Origin of the sequence: Clostridium sp. MB05 (assembly GCF_046581255.1) — a bacterium.
In the GTDB taxonomy this organism is placed as follows: domain Bacteria; phylum Bacillota; class Clostridia; order Clostridiales; family Clostridiaceae; genus Clostridium.
In genome coordinates, this window is the sequence record NZ_CP174370.1 from 382,501 (window position 1) to 408,135 (window position 25,635).

A 25,635-nucleotide genomic window follows, 5' to 3' on the forward strand; every position below is an offset into this window, starting at 1 on the left:
CTCCGAATGCCATATACTATGAGTCCGGCAGTCAGACTGCGAATGATAAGATCCGTAGTCAAAAGGGAAAAAGCCCAGATCGTCAGCTAAGGTCCCAAAGTGTAAGTTAAGTGGTAAAGGATGTGGGATTTCTAAGACAACTAGGATGTTGGCTTAGAAGCAGCCACTCATTTAAAGAGTGCGTAATAGCTCACTAGTCGAGAGATCCTGCGCCGAAAATGTCCGGGGCTCAAACTTACCACCGAAGCTACGGGTTCAAGTTTAACTTGAGCGGTAGAGGAGCGTCGTAATCGGGCTGAAGTCGTACCGTAAGGAGCGGTGGACTGATTACGAGTGAGAATGTTGGCATTAGTAGCGAGATGTAAGTGAGAATCTTACAGGCCGAAAATCTAAGGTTTCCTGGGGAAGGCTCGTCCGCCCAGGGTTAGTCGGGACCTAAGCCGAGGCCGAAAGGCGTAGGTGATGGACAATTGGTTGATATTCCAATACCACTATTATCGTTATTATCGATGGTGTGACGGAGAAGGATAGGATGTGCTAGCGATTGGAAATGCTAGTCTAAGCATTTAGGGAGTTAAGACAGGAAAATCCGTCTTAGCAATTCTGAGGTGTGATGGGGAAGGCCAATTTGGCCGAAGTATCTGATTCCATGCTTCCAAGAAAAGCATCTAGAGAGAGAAGTAGTGCCCGTACCGCAAACCGACACAGGTAGATGAGGAGAGAATCCTAAGGCCATCGGAAGAATTGCAGTTAAGGAACTAGGCAAATTGACCCCGTAAGTTCGCGAGAAGGGGTGCCTGCGAGAGCAGGCCGCAGAGAATAGGCCCAAGCAACTGTTTAGCAAAAACACAGGTCTCTGCTAAAGCGTAAGCTGATGTATAGGGGCTGACGCCTGCCCGGTGCTGGAAGGTTAAGGGGAACACTTAGCGCAAGCGAAGGTGTGAACTTAAGCCCCAGTAAACGGCGGCCGTAACTATAACGGTCCTAAGGTAGCGAAATTCCTTGTCAGGTAAGTTCTGACCCGCACGAATGGCGTAATGACTTGGGCACTGTCTCAACTGCAAATCCGGCGAAGTTGTAGTGCGAGTGAAGATGCTCGCTACCCGCGATTGGACGGAAAGACCCCGTAGAGCTTTACTGTAGCTTAGCATTGAGTTTCGATATTGTCTGTACAGGATAGGTGGGAGACTGAGAAGCTAGGGCGTCAGCCTTAGTGGAGTCACCCTTGGGATACCACCCTGACAGTATTGGGATTCTAACCGGACGCCATGAATCTGGTGACGGGACATTGTTAGGTGGGCAGTTTGACTGGGGCGGTCGCCTCCAAAAAAGTAACGGAGGCGCCCAAAGGTTCCCTCAGAACGGTCGGAAATCGTTCGAAGAGTGCAAAGGCAGAAGGGAGCCTGACTGCGACACCCACAAGTGGAGCAGGGACGAAAGTCGGGCTTAGTGATCCGGTGGTACCTCGTGGGAGGGCCATCGCTCAACGGATAAAAGCTACCTCGGGGATAACAGGCTGATCTCCCCCAAGAGTCCACATCGACGGGGAGGTTTGGCACCTCGATGTCGGCTCGTCGCATCCTGGGGCTGTAGTAGGTCCCAAGGGTTGGGCTGTTCGCCCATTAAAGCGGCACGCGAGCTGGGTTCAGAACGTCGTGAGACAGTTCGGTCCCTATCCGTCGCGGGCGTAGGAAATTTGAGAGGAGCTGTCCTTAGTACGAGAGGACCGGGATGGACTGACCTATGGTGCACCAGTTGTTCTGCCAAGAGCATGGCTGGGTAGCTAAGTCGGGAAGGGATAAACGCTGAAAGCATCTAAGCGTGAAGCCCCCCTCAAGATGAGATTTCCCATAGCATAAGCTAGTAAGACCCCTTGAAGAACACAAGGTTGATAGGTCAGAGGTGTAAGTGTGGTAACATATTTAGCTGACTGATACTAATAGGTCGAGGGCTTGACCAATAATTAAAAGATTTTGGCAATAATTCATGTGCAATTTTCAGAGAACACTCTGATATCTGGTGATGATGGCGTAGAGGAAACACTCCTTTCCATTCCGAACAGGAAAGTTAAGCTCTACAGCGTCGATGGTACTGCATGGGAAACTGTGTGGGAGAGTAGAACGTCGCCAGGTTATTTTTTTATGGGGGTATAGCTCAGTTGGGAGAGCACTTGCCTTGCACGCAAGGGGTCAAGGGTTCGAATCCCTTTACCTCCACCAAAGCTACGATTGGTTTCGTAGCTTTTTTTGTTTATAAAAATATATATAATTGATAATGAAAATATATAGTGTTATTATCTATATATATATAGATATAATAAATATAGGTGATTAGAATGGCTTTATATAGAATAAAACAATTTATATGGGGATTTACTTCATTATTTAAGGATATAGATCATGATTATATAAATAAGTTTTTAAGTGAAGATGAAATTAAAATATTTAATAAGTTAAAACATAATGATAAGCATCACTGTATAAGAGTATGTAAAGATTCAATAAAAATGAAAGAAGATTTTAATATAGATGTTGATATAAATAAACTAGCTAAGGCAGCGTTATTGCATGATGTAGGAAAGAGTAAAAAACATTTAAGTTTAATAGAAAAATCTGTAATTGTGTTATTAGATAAGACAACTAAAGGTAAAATTAAAAAGTACAATAAAGTAAAACAAATAGATATATATTATAATCATCCTAAAATAGGATTAGATATGCTTAAAGATTTTAATTATGATAAAGAATTTTTACAAGTGGTAAGATATCATCATAATAAAAATAAAGTAAATAATAATAGAATACTTAATATAATAAGTACTTGTGATGATAAAAATTAGTACAGAGGTGTATTTATGAGAGCTATTGAAAGAAGAGAAAAAATTATAAAGTTGATAATTGAAAAGAATAGAGCAATTAAAGGAACAGAATTAGCTGATTTATTTGGAGTTACAAGGCAAATAATAGTAAAAGATATAGCTATATTAAGAGCTGCTGGTAAAAATATAATAGCCACTCCAGATGGATATATTTATAATAAAGATATTAATAAAGTAAAAGCTATTATTGCAGTTAATCATGGAAGTAGCGAAACTATAGAAGAATTAAAAATCGTAGTTAAATATGGTGGTATAATAGAAGATGTTATAATAGATCATCCTATCTATGGTGAAATAAAAGGAAATTTAATGATAAAAAACTTAAATGATTTAAATAAATTTGAAAGTGAATTTAAAAGAAAAAATATTAAACCTCTTTCAAATTTGACTAATGGGGTTCATCTTCATACTATAGCTGCAGATAATGAAGAGAACATTGAAGCAATAAAGATGGAATTATCGAAAAAAGGATTTTTATTATAGAGTTTAGGAGGATTTAATATTTATGGACTATGATATTCTTATATTAGGTGGAGGAATAATAGGGTGTTCAGTTGCATATGAGTTATCAAAATATAATTTTAATATAGCATTAATAGAAAGAGATTATGATATAGCAGATGATATTTCATTTGTAAATACATCTATAGTATATGACGGATCAGAGACATCTGATGATGTAATGGCTGGACTTGAATATATAGGAAATTCAATAATGATGGATACTTGTAAAAAGTTTAAAGTTCCTTTTAGGAAAATTGGAGCCTTAAGAGTTGTAAATGATGAAAATGGTGTTAAGAAATTACAAGAGATGTATGATAGAGCAAAAAAAAGAGGGATAGACGGCGTTTATTTAATAGATGATAAAGATGTATATGATATAGAACCCAATATAAATCCTAATATAAAAAAAGGATTATATTCTGAAAATATAGGAATAGTAGCACCTTATGATCTAGCTATTGCATATGCTGAAGTGGCTTCAGATAATGGAGTTAATTTTAGGCTAGAAGAAGAAGTTTTAAATATACAAAGTTTAGCTAGAGGATTTAAAGTAACTACCAATAAAAATAAATTTACATGCAAGGTTGTTATAAATACAATTCCTCATGAAATCTATATAAGAGAAAATGGAAAAGTTGAAGATAAAGAAATAGATAATAATGAATCTTGCTTTAAAAATATGAGTTATTTATTAGTCGATGATAATTATAAAAATAAATTAAATAAAATAGTAATAGAAACTTTTGATAAAAATACTTTTGTACTAAGTACTCCAACAACAACTACAGGATCGTTAATAGGAATAAAAAGTACAGAAAAAACTAGCTTAGAAGATAATTTAATGTATGCAAATAGCTTATTAATAGACTTAGATAAAAATAATATAAATAATTTATTTAGAGAAAGTTACAATAAAGATTCTATGGTAATAGATGATAGTGAGATAGATAAAGGATATATAAGAGTAACAGGCACTCATTATGGGAAAATTACTATAGCACCAGCAATAGCAAAAATGCTTTGTGATACTATAGCTAATAATTTAAATTGTACATTAAAGAAAAACTTTATTGATAAAAGAAGAGAAATTTATAAATTTAGAGAACTTGGAAAAAAAGAAGCTAATGAAATAATAGCTGTAGATAAAAGATATGGGAAGATTATATGTGTATGTAACAATATATCTGAAGGTGAAATAGTAGATTGTATAAGAAGACCTTTGGGAGCTAGAACTGTAGAGGGAGTTAAGAGGAGAACAGGATCTGGATTTGGAAGTTGTCATGGTTCCTACTGCTATGAAAAAATAGTAAATATATTAGCTAGAGAGCTTGATAAAAAAGTTACAGATATAGTTGAGGATTCTAAGAATTCTAAAATTATATCAAGCCGAATAAAGGAGTTTAAGGATGTTTAATTCAGAATCTAAAGTTGATAATAAAGATATATTTACATCAATAGTTAGAATTAAGGGCAATGAAAAATATAAGGTTGTACCAGTTAGAACTAATAAAGAAGTAGATAAATCATTATGGATAGAGCTATCTAAAGTTTTAGCTAGAATATATGTTAGTACTCCAATTAAAGAAGGAAGTATAATTTGCAAAAATATATTAAATACTGGGATTGACGTAATATGTACAAAAGATATATTAGATGAATAATTATAGTACAAAAAACAAATAATATATAAAAATCATCTTAGTAAAATATTGACATACATAATATTTTATAATATATTAAGAATAAATATAATAAAACTGTTGAAGAGGCTAGTAATAACAATATTTGTTTTAAGAGAGTCGATGTTTGGTGTGAATCGATAGTAAAATGTTATGAATCCACCTTGGAGGGACTGCGATGAGCAGTACGGCTTAAACCGTTAAATTTATTAAAGAGAATAGCATTTTTTGCTATTAATTAGGGTGGCAACGCGGAATCTTTCGTCCCTTGTTTAGGGGAAAGGTTCTTTTTTTATTGAAAAAAATTAATAGATATAAATTATTAGGAGGCATACATAATGTTAGATTTAAAATTTGTAAGAGAGAATCCAGAGATAGTTAAGGAAAATATAAAAAATAAGTTTCAAGATAGCAAACTTCCACTAGTAGATGAGGTAATAGAATTAGATAAAAAGCTTAGGGAAGCTAAACAACAAGCTGAGGCTTTAAGAGCTGATAGAAATAAATTCTCAAAACAAATTGGGTCTTTAATGGCTCAAGGAAAAAGAGAAGAAGCAGAAGAAATGAAAATGAAGGTAACTGAAAATTCAGAGCGTTTATCTGAGTTAGAAGTTGAGGAAGTTGAGTTAGATGAAAGAGTTAAGACAATAATGATGACTCTACCAAATATAATTGACCCAAGCGTTCCAATCGGTAAAGATGATAGCGAAAATGTAGAGGTTGAACGTTTCGGAGATCCAAAGGTTCCAGATTTTGAAGTTCCATATCATACAGATATAATGGAAAAGTTAAGTGGATTAGATTTAGATAGTGCTAGAAAAGTAGCTGGAAATGGATTCTATTATTTAATGGGCAATGTTGCAAGACTTCATTCAGCAATAATTTCATATGCTAGAGATTTTATGATAGATCGTGGATTTACTTATTGTATTCCGCCATACATGATTCGTAGCGAAGTTGTAACGGGTGTTATGAGCTTTGCTGAAATGGATGCTATGATGTATAAAATTGAGGGTGAAGATTTATATCTAATTGGAACAAGTGAACACTCTATGATAGGGAAGTACATCGATACTATATTACCTGAAGATTCATTACCACAAACTTTAACAAGTTATTCTCCTTGTTTTAGAAAAGAAAAAGGAGCTCATGGAATAGAAGAAAGAGGAGTATATAGAATTCATCAATTTGAAAAACAAGAGATGATAGTTGTATGTAAACCAGAAGAAAGTATGGATTGGTATGAAAAGTTATGGGTAAATACTGTAGATTTATTCCGTTCTTTAGATATACCAGTTAGAACTTTAGAATGCTGTTCTGGAGATTTAGCAGATCTTAAAGTTAAATCAGTAGACGTTGAAGCTTGGTCACCAAGACAAAAGAAATATTTTGAAGTAGGAAGCTGTTCAAACCTAGGAGATGCACAAGCTCGTCGTTTAAAAATTCGTGTAAATGCTAAGGATAAAAAATACTTTGCTCATACATTAAACAATACAGTTGTTGCGCCACCAAGAATGTTAATAGCATTTTTAGAAAACAACTTAAATGAAGATGGTTCAGTAAATATTCCAACTGCACTTCAACCATACATGGGAAATATGAAGGTAATTAAGTAGTTTTAATTTTAAGGACTAAATCTATGCTATTAGATTTAGTCTTTACTTATTTATTTGAAAGATAAAATTAAGTCGTAATGGAATATATTGCAAAAGAAAGTAATATGTTTGATTTTTCTAAGTATATATGTTATTTAAATTTTACTATTAGATTAATAAGCAGTAATTTCAGCGGGGGATGAAGAGGTAGAAATTTGTTTTTATTAGATTTATTATTTAATTTAAAAATATGTAAATTTATAATTGACAATAAAGAAAGTCATTGCTATAATAATATTTGTCGCGAGACGAAGTATGGAGAGATGGTCGAGCTGGCTTAAGGCACCGGTCTTGAAAACCGGCGTACCTTTGCGGGTACCGTGGGTTCAAATCCCACTCTCTCCGCCATAAAGGCATCTAAGTTTTCTTAGATGCTTTTTAATTAAAGTATTAGCTCATTATAGTTAAGTATTATTTTAATATTTATTATGTAATAAAAAATTAAAAAAATAATTGACAATAAATATAGTACTTGATATAATAATATTTGTCGCAAGACGGAATATGGAGAGATGGTCGAGCTGGCTTAAGGCACCGGTCTTGAAAACCGGCGTACCTTTGCGGGTACCGTGGGTTCAAATCCCACTCTCTCCGCCATAAAACTTCAATAGAAGGCACGTGGAGAAATACTCAAGTGGCTGAAGAGGCGCCCCTGCTAAGGGCGTAGGTCGGGTAACTGGCGCCCGGGTTCAAATCCCGGTTTCTCCGCCAGAAAGCATCTAACAGTAGTTGGATGCTTTTTTATTTTAGATTTATTTTATATTTAAAATATACTATAATCTTATTAAGTAATTCTTAGGGGGAAAATAAGATGAAAGTTACAATTAAAGATGTAGCTAAGGAAGCAAATGTTGCAACATCAACAGTTTCAAGGGTATTATCGAACAGTGATAAAATAAGTGATAAAACAAAAGAAAAAGTAAATGAAGCAATAAAAAAATTAAATTATACTCCTAATATAATTGCAAGGGGCCTTGCTAATAATAGAACTAGAATTTTAGCAGTAATATTACCAAAAGAGGCAGAAGATATATTTTCTAATCCATTTTTTGTTCAAGCAATGAAGGGGATGAGCATATATGCACAAAAAGAAAATTATTATATAATGTATGCCTTTAAGCAAGAAGGAAAAAATGATAAAGAATGGTTTGAAAAATTTATAGACAGTAATTTAGTTGATGGTATTTGTTTATTAAATTCTAAAGAAGATGATGATTCTATAAAATATTTGAAGGAAAGGGAATTTCCTTTTGTCGTTATAGGGAGACCAGATGATATAGAAAATGTATTATGGGTAGATAATGATAATTTTAAAGCTATGTATAAATTAGTAGAAAAACTTATAAGTTATGGACATAGAACAATAGGTTTTGTGGGAGCTAAATCAAATCTAAATGTATCTAAAGATAGATTAAATGGATATAAGCAAGCACTACTTGACAATAATATAGATATTGAAGAAAGTTTGATATATGAAGGAAAAGAGTTTACACAAAAAAATGGAAGCAGTGCAACGAATAAAATATTAAAATTAAATAAACCAACAGCCATAATAGCTACTGATGATTTATTAGCACTTGGAGTTCAAGAAGCTTTAAATAAGCTTAATATGTATAATATATCTATTGTAGGGTTTAATAATATACCTATGTCTGAGTATCAAAACGTACCATTATCATCAGTAGATATAAATGCAGAAAAATTAGGGTTTCATGCGACAAAGCTTATAATAAATAAATTAGAAGATAGAGATATGGAGAAAAATTCATACATAATAGATACAAAATTAATAGAAAGAAAATCCATACAAAAGATTAAAATTCAAGAGTGAGTGCAACCGATTGCACGAAACTTTAAATTATAGAGAAAAATGAAGATAATTTAAAATGATTAGCAATTTTCGCGTAAAACAAAACATTAAATTATTGTAAACAATTTCTCTTGTATGATATACTATTTTTATAATATAAGAGAAATAAAATTAAATTTATATCTAGGGGGATGGAAATGGAAAAGAAATATGTAGTAGGTGTTGATTTAGGAGGAACTAAAATATATACTGCTTTAGTTGACCTAGAGGGATCTATAATAAAAGAAGTTACCGTTAAAACAGAAGCTCATAAAGGTGAGAGTGTAGTTTTAGAGAAATTATTAAAAACAATAGATGATGTATTAGAAGGAACAGATATAAATGAAGTTAAAGCAATAGGGATAGGTTCTCCAGGGCCTTTAGATGTAGAAAAGGGATTAATAGTATATACTCCTAATTTACCATTTAAGAACTTTAACATAGTTCAACCTATAAAAGATAGATATAAATTAGATACTTACTTAGATAATGATGCAAATGTAGCAACACTAAGTGAATTTATGTTTGGAGCAGGTAAGGGAAGTAAAAACATGGTCTTCATTACTGTAAGTACGGGAATAGGTGGAGGAGCTATAATAAATGGCAATCTATTTAGAGGTAGTACATCAAATGCATTAGAAATAGGACATGCTACTGTTATGAAAGGTGGTCCTAGATGTGGATGTGGGAACACTGGATGTGCAGAAGCAGTTGCATCAGGAACTGCAATTATGAAGAGAGCAAGGGAAGCTTTTGAAAGTAAGGTAGAAACTAGCTTAAAGAATTATGAAAAAGTTACTGCTAAGGAAGTATTCGTAGAAGCTGAAAAAGGAGATAAAGTTTCACAAGATATATTAAATGATGCTTTATCATATTTAGGAATAACTGTTGCAAATATAGCAAACACTTTTGATCCTGATAAAATAGTTATAGGTGGCGGCGTTAGTGAAGCTGGTAGAATTGTATTTGACAAAATAGAAAATGAAATGGAAAGAAGATGCTTAAAGACAATTTATAATCACTGTAAAGTCGAAAAAGCTTTATTAGGTAATCAAGCAGGGGTTTTAGGTGCAGCTGCACTAGCAATATTAGAAAGCAAATAGAATGATGTGTACAGATATTCTCTGTACACATATTTTAAAACATTTTAGGCAAACGATTGCACAGATTTAGCTATGTTGGAGGAATATATGAAACAAATTTGGTGGAAAGAAGCAGTAGCATATCAAATATATCCAAGGAGTTTTTTTGATTATAATAATGATGGGATTGGTAATTTAAAAGGAATAACTTCAAAGTTAGATTACTTGAAAGATTTAGGTATAGATGTTATATGGATTTGTCCAATGTATAAGTCGCCAAATGATGATAACGGTTATGACATAAGCGATTATAAAGATATAATGACTGATTTTGGAACTATGGAAGACTTTAATGAGTTACTATCAGAGGTTCATAAGAAAGGAATGAAGTTAATAATAGACTTAGTAATAAATCATACTAGTGATGAACATGAGTGGTTTATAGAGTCAAAGTCATCTAGGGATAATCCTAAAAGAGATTGGTACATTTGGAGAAAAGGAAAAGGTGAGTTAGAACCTAACAATTGGGAGAGTATTTTTAAAGGATCAGCTTGGGAATATGATAAAGATACTAATGAATATTTTTTACATTTATTCACGAAAAAGCAACCAGATTTAAATTGGGAAAATGAGAATTTAAGAAAAGAAATTTATAAAATGATAAATTGGTGGCTTGATAAGGGAATAGATGGATTTAGAATAGATGCTATAAGTCATATTAAGAAAGATACAGAATTTAATGATATGCCTAATATAGAAAATCAACAATATGTAAGTTGTTTCGAAAAGCATATGAATGTTGAAGGTATACATGATTTTTTAGATGAATTAACTGAAAATACATTTTCAAAATATGATGTTATGACAGTTGCAGAAGCAAATGGAGTAAGTGCTGAAGAAGCAGAAGAGTGGGTAGGAGAAGAAACAGGTAAGTTCAACATGGTATTCCAATTTGAACATCTAGATTTATGGAACAATGAAGATAATCAAGCATTTAATGTAAATGAGTGCAAAGAGGTTCTAACTAGATGGCAAGAGGGTTTATATAATAAAGGGTGGAATGCATTATTTATAGAGAATCATGATATTCCAAGAGTAGTATCAACATGGGGAAATGATAAAGAGTATTGGCGAGAAAGTGCTACTGCGTTAGGTTTGATGTACTTTATGCAGCAAGGAACTCCATTTATATACCAAGGGCAAGAGATTGGGATGACAAATGTAAAATACGAATCTGTTGATGAGTATAATGATGTTAAAAGTATAAATGCTTATAATGATATGTTAGAAAATGGTTTTACTGAGGAACAATGCATAAAACATTTATGGGCAGTATCTAGAGATAATGCTAGAACCCCAATGCAATGGAGTAACTCAATAAATGCGGGATTCTCTAATAGTAAACCTTGGATAGGAATTAATCCAAATTATAAATATATAAATGTTGAAGATCAAATTAATGATAAAGAATCAATACTTAATTTTTATAAAGATATGATAAGAATAAGGAAAAATAATCCGATACTTATATATGGTGAGTACAAATTAATTTTAGAAAATCATGATAAGATTTATGCATATATAAGAGAAATTAATGAGGAAAAGTTTATTATTATAACTAATTTATCAGAAAATAAAGCACAGTATAAGTATGAGAATGAAATATTAAAATATGAAAACTTATTAATATCAAATTATGAGGTTTTACCACATGATGATTTGAAATATTTAGATTTAAAGCCATATGAAGCGAGAATGTATAAAATAGATTAAGATTTTTAATAAAAATAAGGAGTGAATAATAATGGGGAAAGTTGAGAAAAAAGGTAAATTGGTATCATTCGATTTCTGGCAAAAATTTGGGAAGGCATTATTAGTTGTAGTAGCGGTTATGCCAGCAGCAGGGCTTATGATCTCTATTGGAAAGCTAATAGGAATGTCAGTAGATATATCAATAATAAATACTATAGGAAGAGTTATGGAAGATATAGGTTGGGCTATAATCGGAAATCTTCATGTATTATTTGCAGTTGCTATAGGTGGATCGTGGGCAAAAGAAAGAGCTGGTGGTGCTTTTGCTGGATTACTATCCTTTATATTAATTAATCGTATTACAGGTGCAATATTTGGAGTAAATCCAGGAATGCTAAGTGATGCTTCAGCAAAAGTAAATTCATTATTTGGAACAGAACTTATAGTTAAAAATTACTTTACTAATATATTAGGTGCACCAGCACTTAATATGGGAGTTTTCGTAGGGATAATTGCAGGTTTCTTAGGAGCAGCTTTATATAATAAATATTATAATTATAATAAGTTACCTAAAGCATTAGATTTCTTTAATGGAAAAAGATTTGTTCCTTTTGTAGTTATTTTAGGATCAACAGTTACAGCTATAGTACTGTCAATAGTTTGGCCATTTATACAAGGAGCTTTAAATAGTTTTGGAGTTTGGTTAGCAGAATCAAAAGATACAGCACCAGTTTTAGCACCTTTCGTGTATGGTGCATTAGAGCGTTTATTATTACCATTTGGTTTACATCATATGTTAACGGTTCCTGTAAACTATACAGAGCTAGGTGGAGTATATCAAATAATGACAGGTTCATCAGCAGGCACATTAGTAGCAGGTCAGGATCCACTATGGTTAGCGTGGATAGGTGATCTAATTAACTTCAAGGATGCTGGAAATATTTCAGAGTATAATATATTATTAACAAGTGTTGTTCCAGCAAGATTTAAGGCTGGGCAAGTTATACTTTCAAGTGCATCATTACTAGGTATAGCATTTGCAATGTATAAGAATGTTGAGTCAGATAAAAAGAGTAAATATAAAACAGTATTCTTATCAGCTGGATTAGCAGTATTCCTAACAGGAGTTACAGAGCCAATAGAATTCATGTTTATGTTTATATCACCTATATTATATGGAGTGTATGCAGTAATTACAGGAATAGGATTTGCTTTAGCTGATATAATACAATTAAGAGTTCATGCATTTGGGTTTATAGAATTTTTAACAAGAACACCAATGATGATTAATGCAGGGTTAATAAGAGATTTAATTAATTTTATAATTACATGCTTAGTTTTCTTTGGATTAAACTATGGAATATTCAATATATTAATTAAAAAGTTTAATATACCAACACCAGGACGTAATGGAAACTATATAGATTCAGAAAATGAAGATTCAGCAAGTGACAAATCTAAGACTGATTCAAATGCAGTAAATGATTTACAAGCTGTAAATATAATATCATTATTAGGAGAAAAAGATAATATAGAAGACATAGATGCATGTATGACTAGATTAAGAGTTACTGTAAAAGATATAAATCTAGTAGCTGAGGAAAAGGAATGGAAGAAAGATGGGGCTTTAGGGCTTATTTTAAGAGATAATGGTGTTCAAGCTATATATGGACCTAAGGCGGATGTGTTGAAATCAAACATACAAGATATATTAGGAGTTTAAGATGAGATTATTAACACTTAATTGTCATTCATGGATGGAAGAAGATCAAGTAGAAAAAATAAAGTATTTAGCAAAAATAATAAAGGAAAATCAATATGACGTTATAGCCCTTCAAGAAGTTAGTCAAAGTATAAAAGAAGATATAATTAAAGGAATTATAAAAAAAGATAATTTTGTTCATTTATTAAATGAAGAACTTAAGGAATTAGGAGAAAGTAAATATAATTATATTTGGGATTTTTCACATATAGGTTATGATATATATGAAGAGGGGTTATCTATATTAACTAAACATAAAATAGAGGATTCAGAAGCTTTTTATATAACTGAAAGTAGTGATAAAGCCTTTTATAAAAGTAGAAAAATAATTAAATGTACTATAAATATAAATAATAATATAATTAGCTTTTTCACATGTCATTTAGGATGGTGGAATGATGAAGAGGAATCCTTCAGGTACCAAGTGAAAAATCTTATTAATAAAGTTGATGGATTAAGTTTTATTATGGGGGATTTTAATAATGATGCTATGATTAAAAAAGAAGGATATGATTATTTATTAAATAGTGGATTGATTGATACTTATACAATAGCAGTTGAGAAAGATGATGGTATAACAGTAAAGGGTGAAATTGCAGGTTGGGAAGGTAAAAAGGAGAATAAAAGACTGGATATAATATTTACCAATAGAAGTGTTAATGTAAAAAAGTCTAATGTAATATTTAATAATATAAACAAAAATGTTATTTCTGATCACTATGGAGTAGAAGTATATATTTCAGAGTAATATGAAAATTAAGGGTTCAATTTTTAATTGAACTCTTTTTTTTACTATAACAATAGATTTATAATAAAGTATACAAAGGTTTATTTTATGGTATAAACTTTACTTAGGGAGATGGCATTATGATATACGGAGAAAATATATATTTAAGAGATCCAGTAAGAGAAGATATAGATACTTTATATGATATTTGTGCAGATAAAGAGGTACTTAAGTATAATGGTTTATCTACAGGAATTATGACTAAGGAATATATAAGAAGTCAATTCCATCACTTTACAAAGCCGAATAAAAAGGAATTGGTTATAGTAACCAAAGATAGTGATTTAATAGGATATGTTTATTATAAAGAAAATAGTTATACAAGAGATGTATATTCAATAGGTATAACTATAGGTAAGGGATATTGGGGAAATGGATATGGTAAAGATTCAATAAGAACGTTATGCAATTATTTATTTAATAAGAGAAAAGCTCATAAGATAGAACTAGAAGTTGTTAAGGAAAATATTAGAGCTATAAATTGTTATAGAAAATGTGGATTTAGGGAAGAGGGAGTAAGAAGAAGTAAGTACTATATATGCGGAAAATATCTTGATACCATAGTAATGGGCTTATTTAAAGAAGAATTTATTTAAGGCTGAGGGGAATAATTAAGATAGAATATTATTAGGAGTGTGTTTATGGGAATAAGGTTTATTTTTGGAAGGGCAGGTACAGGAAAAAGTAGATTCTGTCTTGAACAAATAAAAAAGAAAATAGAAAACAATGATAATGAAAATAAGTTAATTTTAATAGTTCCAGAACAATACACCTTCGATACAGAAAAGAAATTCCTAGACATAGTAACTGAAAGGGGACTATTGAGGGGGGAAGTATTAAGCTTTAAAAGAATGGCTCATAGAGTATCAGAAGAATGTGGAGGAAGAACAGAGGTTAGAATGAGCGATTCTGGAAAGAATATGCTCATTTATAAATTATTAAAAGATAAAGGAGAAGACTTGAAATACTTTAACAGAATGTCTAAGCAACAAGGATTCTCATCAATAGTATCAAAAGTAATTACAGAATTTAAAAAATATAATATTTCCACGGAAATATTAAATATAAAAGAAGAAGAAATAAATGATGATGAACTTAAAAAGAAAATCAATGATTTAAAACTAATTTTTAATAATTTTAATGAGGTTCTTCATAAGAGGTTTATTGATTCAGATGATGAATTAACTTTATTAGCAAAGAGATTAAAAGATTGTACTATATATGATGATTCTGAAATATGGATAGACGAATTTACTACTTTCACACCTCAACAGTTAGAGGTTATAAAGGTACTTGCAAAGAAGGCGAAGGTTGTAAATATAACTTTATGTAGTGATTCTTTAAGTAGTGGTGCCAATATAGATTATACTGATATATTTGATGCAATAAAGAATACTGAAAACTCTATATTAAGAATTATGCAAGAAGGAAATATATCATATTTAGAACCTATTAATTTAAATAAAGGATATTCATATAGATTTTTAAATAGTGAAGATTTGCAACATTTAGAACGTCACTTTTTTACTTATCCATTCAAAGAATATAAAGGTAAAGCAAATAATGTAAGGGTATATAAAGCAAACAATAGCTATGATGAAATTGAGGTTGTAGCTAAAGATATTTTAAGAATGGTTAGAGATAATGGCTATAGATTTAAAGACATAGCAGTTGTATGTAGAAATATAGATGAGTATGAAAAGATATCTACAGTTATTTTTAATGAATATAACATTCCATTTTTTATAGATAAAAAAAGAGAAATACTTAATAATCCATTAGTTGTAGTTATTATTTCATCATTAGAGATATTATCAAGCAATTGGTCATATGAAAGTGTATTTAAATATTTGAAAAGTGGGTTAGTAAATATTGAAAGAGATTATATCGATATACTAGAAAATTATATATTATCTAATGGAATAAAGGGGTATAAATGGACTAAGGATCTTTATGATAAAGAGAATATTTCTGAAGAAGAAAATATAATTCTTGAGGTTATGGAAGAAATAAGAACACCTTTAATTAAGTTACATAATAAGATAAAAGGAAAGCATATGGTAAAGGATTCTGCTATAAACATATATGAATTTATGAATGAACTAGGTGTATTTAAAACTTTAGAAACTTGGTTAGAAGAATTTGATACCTTAGGACTTCAAGATAAAATAAAAGAATATATACAAGTTCCTGAGATGGTAATAGAAATTCTAGATCAAGTTGTAGAAGTTTTAGGAGACGAAGTTTTAGAAATAAAAGAATTTACTAAAATACTTATATCAGGATTTGAGGAGAAAGAAATAGGGGTAATTCCTATGTCTTTAGATCAAGTGAATATAGGTGATATATCAAGAGTTAAAGGTAGAGAAGTAAAGGCATTGTATTTAATAGGAGTAAATGATGGTGTCTTACCAGCTGCAAATAAGGATGAAGGAATTATAAGCGATAGAGAAAGAGATATATTAAGAAATATAGGAATAAGATTAGCATCAGATACTAAAAGTAGAGCTTTTGAAGAACAGTTTATAGTTTATACAGCATTAACAATTCCTTCTGAGTATCTAATGGTAACTTTCCCTATGGCAGATTTCGAGGGCAAATCTTTAAGACCATCTATAATTATTCCAAGACTTAAAAAGATTTTACCAAATGTAACAGAGGAAAGTGAAATATACAATAAAAGAGATAAAGACGATAGATTTAATAAAATAACAGCACCAACTCCAACTTTTAATGAACTTATTTCGGCGTTAAGAATGGAGTTTGAAAAAGAAAAGGTAGATGACTATTGGGCTCAAGCTTTTAAGTGGTTTGAAAATAATGAGGAATTTAAAAATAAGTCAAGTAGAATGTTTAAAGGATTAACATATACAAATCTAGTTGAGAAGGTTCCTAGAGAAAAAATAAAGAGATTATATGAGTCAGAAAATAAGAAGCTAATATTTAATGTATCTAGAATAGAAAAATATGCGCAGTGTCCTTTTTCATACTATGTACAATATGGATTAAAGGCAAAGGATAGAAAAGTATATGAATTTTCTGCTCCAGACTTAGGATCATTTATGCATAACGTATTAGATGATTTTACAAATACCATAAGAGATGAGAGAATAGCATGGTCTGATTTAAATAAGGAAAGATGTAAGTTAATAGTAAATGAACTGGTTGATAAAAGGTTAGAGAATGATTCTAATTCAATATTAAATAGTACAAAAAAATATAAATATTTTGCAGATAGATTTAAGAGAACTATAACTAAGTCAGTAATGGTTATATCAGAGCAAATGAGAAAAGGAAAATTTGAAGTATTTAAAAATGAGTTTGCTTTTGGAGGATTTAAAGATGGTGAACCAATTAAGATAGACCTACCATCAAATGAAACAGTATATTTAGTTGGAAGAGTAGATAGAATTGATACCTTAGATTTGGATGGGAATACATATATAAAGATAGTTGATTATAAATCAGGTGCTAAAAAGTTTAATTTAACAGAAGTTTATTATGGTCTCCAAATACAGTTATTAGTTTACTTAGATGCTCTTATAAAAAATTCAAAGTATATATTGCACAAGCAAGCAATGCCAGGCGCAATATTATATTTCAGAATAGATGATCCCATAATAAAGTCTAAAAAACAACTTACAGAGGAAGAAATAAAAGAGAATATATTAAAAGAATTAAAGATGAGTGGATTACTTCTTAAAGATATAAATGTTGTTAAGGCTATGGATAATGATATGGAATCATATTCACTAATAATACCAGCAGCGATAAAGAAAGACGGTGATTTTACATCCAGTAGTTCAGTAATTACAGAAGAGCAATTTGATATATTACGAAAATATGTTAATGATAAAATGGCAGAAATATGTGAAGATATGTTAAGTGGTGACATAAAAATAGAGCCTTGTAAAAATAATAGTACTCCATATTGTAATTATTGTGACTACTCATCAGTATGTCAATTTGATACAACAATAGAAAATAATAAATATAGAGTGGTTTTAAAGAAGAGTAACGATGAAGCTTGGAAGTTAATAAAGGATGAGGTAGAGAAGGGAGGTAATAACTAATTATGGGAGATACAAAATGGACAGAAGATCAGCTTAAGGCAATAACTACAAGAGGATGCAATTTGCTAGTAGCTGCTGCTGCTGGTTCAGGTAAAACAGCAGTATTAGTAGAAAGAATTATAAGAATAATAACTAATGAAAATAATCCAGTTGATATAGATAGATTATTAGTTGTTACATTTACTTCAGCAGCAGCAGCAGAAATGAGAGAAAGAATAGCAGCTGCCATATCAAAGGCTCTAGAAGTAAATCCTAATTCTAAGGTTTTACAAAGACAATTAACACTTTTAAGTAGAGCAAATATAACAACAATGCATTCATTTTGTTTAGATGTTATAAAAAATTATTATCATGTTATAGATTTGGATCCTACATTTAGAATTTCTGATGAAACAGAAAATACCTTATTAAAGTTAGAAGTTATAAATGATATATTCGAGGATTACTATGAAGATGAAAATCAAGAATTTAGAAGTTTAATAGAAGCATATAGTGGTTCAAGAGATGATCAAAGATTAAAAGATATAATACTTGATTTATATAGATTCTCAATGAGTGGACCATGGCCAGAAAAGTGGTTAACTAAAAATGCAGAAAGTTTTAATATAGAAAACATAGATGATTTAAACAAAACCATATGGATAGATATATTAAAGGAAACTATAAAAATTGAAGTTTCTGGATATATAAAAATGTTAGAAAAAGCTATAGGAATTATAAAAGATACTGAAGGGTTAGATCCATATGAAATTACTTTCTTAGATGATTTAAATATGTTTAAAAATATTGAAGAGTCATTAAATTACGGTATAGCAGAGCTTTATTCATCTATTAGCAATATAAGTTTTTCTAGATTAAAATCAGTAAAAAAAGATAAAGTATCAAATGAAGAAAGTTTAGAAGTAGTTAAGAGTATAAGAGATAGCATTAAAAAGAAAACGTCAAAGTTAATTGAAGATAGTTTTTCTATGACAATAGATGATGCTCTAAATGGAATAAAAAACTCTTATTCTTATATGAAGATGATAAGCCATTTAACTTTAGAGTTTATAAATAGATTTAAAGAAAAGAAAAGGGAAAGAAATATATTAGACTTTAATGACTTAGAGCATTTGTGCTTAAAGATACTTATAAATGAAGAAAATTATAGTTTAATACCATCTAGTGTAGCAAAAGGTTTTAGAGAATATTTTAATGAAGTATTAGTGGATGAATATCAAGACTCTAACAACGTTCAAGAAGCTATAATAGAATTAGTATCTAGAAAAAATTTAGAAAATCCAAATGTATTCATGGTTGGAGATGTTAAACAAAGTATATATAGATTTAGGCAAGCAAAGCCGGAGTTGTTTTTAGATAAGTATAATAAATATCCTTTAGAAGCTGGTGATTTAAATAGAAAAATACAATTATATAAAAATTTTAGAAGTAGAGAAGAAGTAATTAGTGGTGTAAATTATATATTTAAGGAAGTAATGTCTAAAACAGTAGGAGAGCTTGAGTATAATGATGATGAAGCACTTAATCTTGGAGCTAATTATAAAGAAAATAATGATGAAGATACAATTATAGCAGGTCCAATAGAACTTCATATTCTTGATAAGTCAGGGGAATACACTACTGAGGTAGAGGATGATTATGACGGTGAAGGTGTGACTGAAGAGGAAGAAGATATTGATTCAATAGGCTTAGAGGCAAGAATAGTTGCTAGAAGAATCAAAGAACTTTTAAATCCGGATCCTAAAACAGGAAAAATATATAAAGTTTTAGATAAAGAAACAGGAGATTACAGACCTTTAAAGTATAAGGATATAGTTATATTACTAAGAGCAACTAGAAATTGGTCAGAAATATTTTTAGAAGAGCTTGGTTCAGAAGGAATACCTGTTTATGTTGATACAGGTACAGGATATTTTGAAACTATAGAAATAAGAACAATGATGGCTCTATTAAAAATTATAGATAATCCAATGCAAGATGTTCCTATGATTTCAGTATTACGATCTCCTTTAGTAGGCTTTAGTGCAGAGGAGCTCGGTGATATAAGGTTATTGGATAAAGAAAAATATTTCTACGAGATAATAAAAGAAGTTGCAAATGATATCTATGAAGTAAATGAAAATCTTAGAGAAAAATGTACTGTATTTGTAAATAGTTTAAGTAAGTGGAGAAATAAATCAATATATACTCCTATAGATGAATTTATTTGGTATCTTTATATGGATACAGCTTATTATGGATATGTTGGAGCTATGCCAAATGGTAAGCTAAGACAGGCAAATTTAAAAATATTATTCCAAAGAGCAAAGCAATTTGAACAAACTAGCTTTAAGGGATTATTTAATTTTATAAACTTTATAAATAAAATTAGAAATTCATCAGGGGATATGGGAAGTGCAAAAATACTTGGTGAAAATGAAGATGTTGTTAGAATAATGAGTATTCATAAAAGTAAAGGTCTAGAATTTCCTGTAGTATTTACATCAGGATTTGGTAAGCAGTTTAATTTAATGGATTTAAATAAATCTATTTTATATCATGATGAGTTAGGGTTAGGACCAGATTATGTTGATTTAGAAAGAAGAAATTCCTACAGTACATTAGCTAAGGAAGCAATAAAGAAAAAAATACTATTTGAAACTCTCTCAGAAGAAATGAGAATACTATATGTCGCATTTACAAGAGCAAAAGAAAAACTTATTATTACAGGTGCAACAAAAAATCTAGAAAAATCAATATCAAAGTGGGCTTCAGCAGCGGCTTTAGACGATTATATAATCCCACCATCAGAAGTTTTAAAAGGAAAAAGTTATTTAGATTGGGTTGGAATGGCTATATGTAAGCATAGAGATGGAGAAAAGCTTAGAAAGTATATAGAAGTAAATAATAGCTCAGTAATAAATGATTTTTCAACATGGAATATACAAATGTGGACTAAAAATTTATTAACTGTGGAAAAAAGTGAAGTGGCTGTGGATGAAAATGGTGAGTCTGATTTATTTATAAACTCAGATATAAATTATATAGATAAGGAAATTGAAAGAAGATTAAATTATAGATATAAGTATAGTTTATCAGGGGGATTGCCTAGTAATGTTTCAGTTTCTGATTTAAAAAGATCTCTTTATAATAATGAGGATGATAATGTTATTACATTAAATATATTTAGTGATAAAGAAGTGTTAAGGCCAAAGTTTTTACAAGAGAAAAAGGGATTATCAGCATCAGAAAAAGGAACTATAGCCCACTTTATAATGCAAAAACTAGATTTAAATAAAGTAAGTAGTAAAGAAGAAATAGACGCTCAAATAAATTCTATGGAAGATAAAAATCTACTGACAGAAGAAGAAATCAAAGCAGTACAAAAAATTAGTTTTATAAGCTTTTTTGAAAGTAATCTAGGAAAAAGATTACTAAATGCATTTAATGAAGGAAAGTTATTAAAAAGGGAGTTACCTTTCTATACCGAAATTAGTAGTTTAAACATAGACAATACATTACCTAAAGAGATATATGAAAATGAAAATGTAAGACTTCAAGGAATAATAGATTGCATATTTGAAGAAGATGATTGTATTGTTTTATTAGATTATAAAACTGATTATGTTGAGTATGGCAAAGAGAATGAAATTTTAGATAAATATAGAATTCAAATTAAATATTATAAAGATGCAGTAGAAAGAATTACAGGAAAGAAAGTAAAAGAAAGCTATCTATATTTATTTGGATTAAACAAAGAGTTTAGAATGAATCTATAATGAAAAGATTATGATTTACAAATATAAAGTTAAAGGTTAATAATTTTATAAGTATGAAATAGCAAAGGGGTGGATTAAAATTAAACCACCTCTTTGCTTGCTAATAATACAATTTATTTATAGATAAACTCTTTAGCTAGTTTAAATAATGACTCTTCATCATTTAAACTAGGATTTTCTAAAACTTTATTTAGTAAAAAGCTTAATGTATCGCCAATTAATTTACCAGGTTTTAAATTAAAGTTTTTAATTAGTATTTCACCACTAGTATGAAGATCTTTTATTGAAAGCGGTTCATTATTGTTTAATATTTCATCTACTAAATTATCCATATAATCAACCTTAGCTAAAAATATTTTAGGATTATCTAAGGAGTTTATATCTGCTCGTTGCAAATCAAATAAAAGACCTATATTGTCTTTACCAATAACATTTAATAGCTTTTTAACTTCAAATTTGGTTGGAAGATAATTAACATCTAAAACTAAGTGATGTTCTATTAATTTACAAACTATATTTATAGTATTATTATCAAATCTTAATTTAGATAATATATTTCTGGCCATTATTGAACTTTCTATATTGTGATTAGGAAAATAATAAGATCCATTTCCATTAAATGTGAGTGTGTTTAATTTTCCTACATCATGAAGTAATGCTGATAATCTTAATAAAAGATTATTATAGGTATTATCAATAACTTTAAGGGTATGGCTAAATACATCTTTATTATGATTATTACATTTTGGAGTAAAGTTAGTTAAACTATGAATTTCTGGAAGAATTATTTCTAGTAATCCTGTATTTTTTAATAAAACAAGACCTTTTGATGAATTATTAGAAATTAAAATTTTACATAGCTCATCTCTTACTCTTTCATGACTTATATTACTTACTAACTTATTATTATTTATTATAGCCTTATAAGTAATCTCATCTATATTAAAGTCTAATTGACAACTAAATCTAATTGCACGAAGCATTCTGAGGGAATCCTCTTTAAAACGTTCATCAGGATTACCTACGCAACGAATTATTTTATTATTAATATCATCAATTCCACCAAAATAATCAATAAGTCCAATAGACTTATTGTAAGCTAAAGCGTTTATAGTGAAATCTCTTCTAGATAAATCCTCTTTTATATCAGAAACAAATTCGACTGATGATGGTCTTCTATTGTCTAGATAGGTTCCTTCTGTTCTAAATGTAGTTACCTCATATTGATTATTACTTATAATAACTGTTACTGTTCCATGTTTTAAACCTGTTGGAATAGTTTTTTCAAATAGAGATAAGGTGGTGTCAGGTTTTGCAGAAGTAGTTATGTCATAATCTTTAGGGGAAATTCCTAGTAAGCTATCTCTAACGCACCCACCTACCATAAATGCTTTAAAGTTATTTCTATAAAATGTATCTATAATAAAATCAACTTCATTTGGAATAAATATATGCATTATTTGTCCTACTTTCAAAATATTATATAAATATAATAGCATAATTAAATATTTATAAGAAATGGTAAAATAACCTTAATCATTACATAAATAGTGATTAAGGTTATTTTAATTATATGTTAATTTATTATTATCTTAGTATCATTTGCAATATTGTCATATAACCATTTGGCGTCTTCTACCTTTAACCTTATGCAACCATGAGAGGCTGGAGTACCAAGAGTATCGTCTAATACAACAGTTTGAGTTTTATCAAAGGGAATAGAGTGAAATAAGTAATCTCCCATAAATTGAACCCAATACTTTCCACCTTGACCGAATTCCTCTGCGAAGAACCAATCTCCTCTATTAGTAACGGCAAATATGCCCTTAGGAGTTTCTTTTCCAGATATTCCTGTGGAGCAAGGGAAATTTTTAATCAACTCCCAATTATTTGTTGAACCTTTATATACATACGTCATTTGCTCAGCTAAATTTAAATAAACAAAATAAGATGTTTTACTACTAATAGATAAGGTATTAACATTCTGAGTCGTTATTGCTTGAAGAATTGCATTAGATGTATACTCCGAGTCATCTCCTTGATATTCTTCTCTAAATAATTTTATAGAACTAATTTTATTATTTATTTCTGTTATATCATTTTTACTTAATAAGTTTGAATCATACTCAGACAAAAGATTAATTGCTTTAGTATAATATTTATTTGCAACTAGTTTATCAGAAGTTTCAAGAAGATAGCCCTTATAATTTACTGTGCAATCCTTTATATATTCTTGTGCCATTGAATAATCTTCAGCTAATGATTTTGGAACTAGATTAAAGTATTTTATCGCCTTAGAATAATCTTTTGAATTAAAAGCTGAAATTCCTAAATTTAGATAATTATCTTTTTTTGATGAATTAGTGCTTGAATTATTAGATTTTGAAGATATACTATTTGAAGCACTGTTTTCAATAGGAGAATTTTCTAATGCTAAAATTAATTTATCTAATGAAGAATTTAATACATTATAGCTTTTAATTTCAGATAAAACAGCTAGTGCTTGTTTATTACTAATTTCATTGTTCTTTAAAGAAATACATAACTTATTAACAATTTCTGTAAAGTATGTTTTTAAGTCTGAACTAGTTTGATTTTTCTTAAAAGATATAATTTTTTTGTTCAAAGTATCTTTTGCTTCTGAAAACTCACAATTATTAAATGATTTATAGAAACTAGAAGTTACTTGCTTGTATTGATAGTTTAAATAAATATTTACTCCAAACCATAATAAAATAAATAAAGTTAAAATAGAAAGAAGCTTAAAAATAGAAAATTTATTTTTAGGTTTGGGCTTATTATTAAACATTAGTACCCCTCCTTATAATTCATACTATAATCATTAACCAAAAGAGGGAATTTTAATCTGAAAAAAATATTTTTATAAAAATAGCTATTATATATGAATATTGCTATAAAAAACAACTATTGTTTATAAAATTAAATATATATGGTAAAATATTTAGTAAGCGTTTAATCCAGATATTTGGAGGTATTTATGGAAGAAAACATAAGTTTTGTAAATAAAGTTAAAATTAGTGTATTAAATATAGGAAAATATAAGGAGCTATTAAGATTAAGCTTTTCTAAAGCCTTAATTTATTCTATTTTATTAAGCATTTTAGTTGGGGTAGTAACTGGAATTGCTCAGTTTGCAGCAATAAATTTAGTGCAAAAAGCTAGTAGAAATGCATTAACAGATGATAAATTTAGTTTTGAAATGAAGGATGGTGTACTAAATTTTAATGAGTCTCCTATAATAAAGGAAAAAGGAAAGTTAATATTACTTATAGATACTAATAAGTCTTTAGAAGATGAAGAAAGTGTAAGAAAAATAGTAATACACAAGGATATTTCCACAGTAATATTTAAAGATGGAATATCTGTAAGAAATAATTATCAAAAAGTAACCTATAAGTATAAAGAACTTCCATTACCACAAAATTTTGATAATGAACTAATTATTAAAGCTATAGATGCTATGAAACCACTTAAATATATAGTATTTATAGTGAATATTTTTTTAGTTTATTTAACACTCTTATTTTATGCATTTATAATTTCCTTAGGAGGAGCAATTATTAACAAAACTCAAGGTATAAATTTAGATTATGGAGATATATTTAAATTATCTTTATATGCAATGACTTTACCTACATTAATTAAATTAATTTATCCAATAGGACCACTTAGCATATTAGTATCGGGATTTTATCTAATGATAGCTATAAGTAAAATTAAGCTAGAAGCAAATATTTAATTATAAATTTAAAATCCTATAAAATAATATTAGATTGATTTCATGTATCTTTTTACTAATGAAAATGAAAATTAACATAATAGAAAGAATTATTAT

16 protein-coding genes, 4 tRNA genes, 2 rRNA genes and 1 other annotated feature (1 of these 23 only partly in view) are annotated in these 25,635 nt (G+C 29.6%); of the genes, 20 read left to right on the top strand and 2 right to left on the bottom strand.

Going from position 1 to position 25,635, the window contains the following annotated elements; translation table 11 throughout:
* From ACH36K_RS01905 to addA, 19 genes are all read left to right on the top strand, one after another.
* A 23S ribosomal RNA gene (locus ACH36K_RS01905) occupies window positions 1-1,960 on the top strand (it extends 946 nt beyond the left edge of the window).
* Between the two features lie 55 nt (window positions 1,961-2,015).
* Window positions 2,016-2,132, top strand: a 5S ribosomal RNA gene (rrf, locus tag ACH36K_RS01910).
* Window positions 2,133-2,143: 11 nt separating this feature from the next.
* Window positions 2,144-2,219 (top strand) — tRNA-Ala (locus tag ACH36K_RS01915).
* A gap of 116 nt (window positions 2,220-2,335) precedes the next feature.
* Entirely contained in the window at window positions 2,336-2,839 is a 504-nt protein-coding gene (locus ACH36K_RS01920; protein ID WP_411169327.1) for an HDIG domain-containing metalloprotein, read from the top strand.
* A gap of 15 nt (window positions 2,840-2,854) precedes the next feature.
* Entirely contained in the window at window positions 2,855-3,361 is a 507-nt protein-coding gene (locus tag ACH36K_RS01925; protein ID WP_411169328.1) for a transcription repressor NadR, read from the top strand.
* Window positions 3,362-3,383: 22 nt separating this feature from the next.
* Entirely contained in the window at window positions 3,384-4,796 is a 1,413-nt protein-coding gene (locus ACH36K_RS01930; protein ID WP_411169329.1) for an NAD(P)/FAD-dependent oxidoreductase, read from the top strand.
* Entirely contained in the window at window positions 4,789-5,043 is a 255-nt protein-coding gene (locus tag ACH36K_RS01935; RefSeq protein WP_322390256.1) for a DUF1667 domain-containing protein, read from the top strand. The genes ACH36K_RS01930 and ACH36K_RS01935 overlap by 8 nt, the downstream gene beginning before the upstream one ends.
* Window positions 5,044-5,133: 90 nt before the next feature.
* Window positions 5,134-5,333: a binding site (T-box leader), on the top strand.
* Between the two features lie 66 nt (window positions 5,334-5,399).
* On the top strand, window positions 5,400-6,677 hold the full coding sequence (gene serS, locus ACH36K_RS01940; protein WP_411169330.1) for a serine--tRNA ligase: 1,278 nt from the start codon (window positions 5,400-5,402) through the stop codon (window positions 6,675-6,677).
* Window positions 6,678-6,973: 296 nt separating this feature from the next.
* A tRNA-Ser gene (locus ACH36K_RS01945) sits at window positions 6,974-7,064 on the top strand.
* A gap of 158 nt (window positions 7,065-7,222) precedes the next feature.
* Window positions 7,223-7,313 (top strand) — tRNA-Ser (locus ACH36K_RS01950).
* Window positions 7,314-7,336: 23 nt separating this feature from the next.
* Window positions 7,337-7,427 (top strand) — tRNA-Ser (locus ACH36K_RS01955).
* A gap of 100 nt (window positions 7,428-7,527) precedes the next feature.
* Entirely contained in the window at window positions 7,528-8,547 is a 1,020-nt protein-coding gene (locus ACH36K_RS01960; RefSeq protein WP_411169331.1) for a LacI family DNA-binding transcriptional regulator, read from the top strand.
* A gap of 176 nt (window positions 8,548-8,723) precedes the next feature.
* On the top strand, window positions 8,724-9,668 hold the full coding sequence (locus ACH36K_RS01965) for an ROK family protein (RefSeq protein ID WP_411169332.1): 945 nt from the start codon (window positions 8,724-8,726) through the stop codon (window positions 9,666-9,668).
* 87 nt (window positions 9,669-9,755) lie between these two features.
* Complete coding sequence (locus tag ACH36K_RS01970) at window positions 9,756-11,420, top strand: glycoside hydrolase family 13 protein (protein WP_411169333.1); 1,665 nt, start codon at window positions 9,756-9,758, stop codon at window positions 11,418-11,420.
* Window positions 11,421-11,451: 31 nt separating this feature from the next.
* On the top strand, window positions 11,452-13,122 hold the full coding sequence (locus tag ACH36K_RS01975) for a PTS transporter subunit IIBC (protein WP_411169334.1): 1,671 nt from the start codon (window positions 11,452-11,454) through the stop codon (window positions 13,120-13,122).
* 1 nt (window position 13,123) lies between these two features.
* Complete coding sequence (locus ACH36K_RS01980) at window positions 13,124-13,909, top strand: endonuclease/exonuclease/phosphatase family protein (RefSeq protein ID WP_411169335.1); 786 nt, start codon at window positions 13,124-13,126, stop codon at window positions 13,907-13,909.
* A gap of 119 nt (window positions 13,910-14,028) precedes the next feature.
* Complete coding sequence (locus ACH36K_RS01985) at window positions 14,029-14,544, top strand: GNAT family N-acetyltransferase (protein WP_411169336.1); 516 nt, start codon at window positions 14,029-14,031, stop codon at window positions 14,542-14,544.
* 45 nt (window positions 14,545-14,589) lie between these two features.
* Window positions 14,590-18,021, top strand: a complete 3,432-nt coding sequence (addB, locus tag ACH36K_RS01990; RefSeq protein WP_411169337.1) for a helicase-exonuclease AddAB subunit AddB — start codon at window positions 14,590-14,592, stop codon at window positions 18,019-18,021.
* A gap of 2 nt (window positions 18,022-18,023) precedes the next feature.
* Window positions 18,024-21,779: a helicase-exonuclease AddAB subunit AddA gene (addA, locus tag ACH36K_RS01995; RefSeq protein ID WP_411169338.1), complete on the top strand. Its 3,756-nt coding sequence runs from the start codon at window positions 18,024-18,026 to the stop codon at window positions 21,777-21,779.
* A 113-nt stretch (window positions 21,780-21,892) separates the two neighbouring features.
* Here addA and ACH36K_RS02000 read toward each other — a convergent pair whose 3' ends face one another.
* Both ACH36K_RS02000 and ACH36K_RS02005 read right to left on the bottom strand, forming a co-directional pair.
* Window positions 21,893-23,254 carry a CCA tRNA nucleotidyltransferase gene (locus ACH36K_RS02000; RefSeq protein ID WP_411169339.1) on the bottom strand — a complete coding sequence of 454 codons (1,362 nt, stop codon included), beginning with the start codon at window positions 23,252-23,254 and terminating at the stop codon, window positions 21,893-21,895.
* Between the two features lie 101 nt (window positions 23,255-23,355).
* Window positions 23,356-24,588 carry a L,D-transpeptidase family protein gene (locus tag ACH36K_RS02005; RefSeq protein ID WP_411169340.1) on the bottom strand — a complete coding sequence of 411 codons (1,233 nt, stop codon included), beginning with the start codon at window positions 24,586-24,588 and terminating at the stop codon, window positions 23,356-23,358.
* A gap of 189 nt (window positions 24,589-24,777) precedes the next feature.
* On the opposite strand from ACH36K_RS02005, the gene ACH36K_RS02010 reads away from it, so the two are divergent.
* Window positions 24,778-25,539, top strand: coding sequence for a DUF1189 domain-containing protein (locus ACH36K_RS02010; protein ID WP_411169341.1), 762 nt, complete (start codon window positions 24,778-24,780; stop codon window positions 25,537-25,539).
* Window positions 25,540-25,635 lie beyond the last annotated feature (96 nt).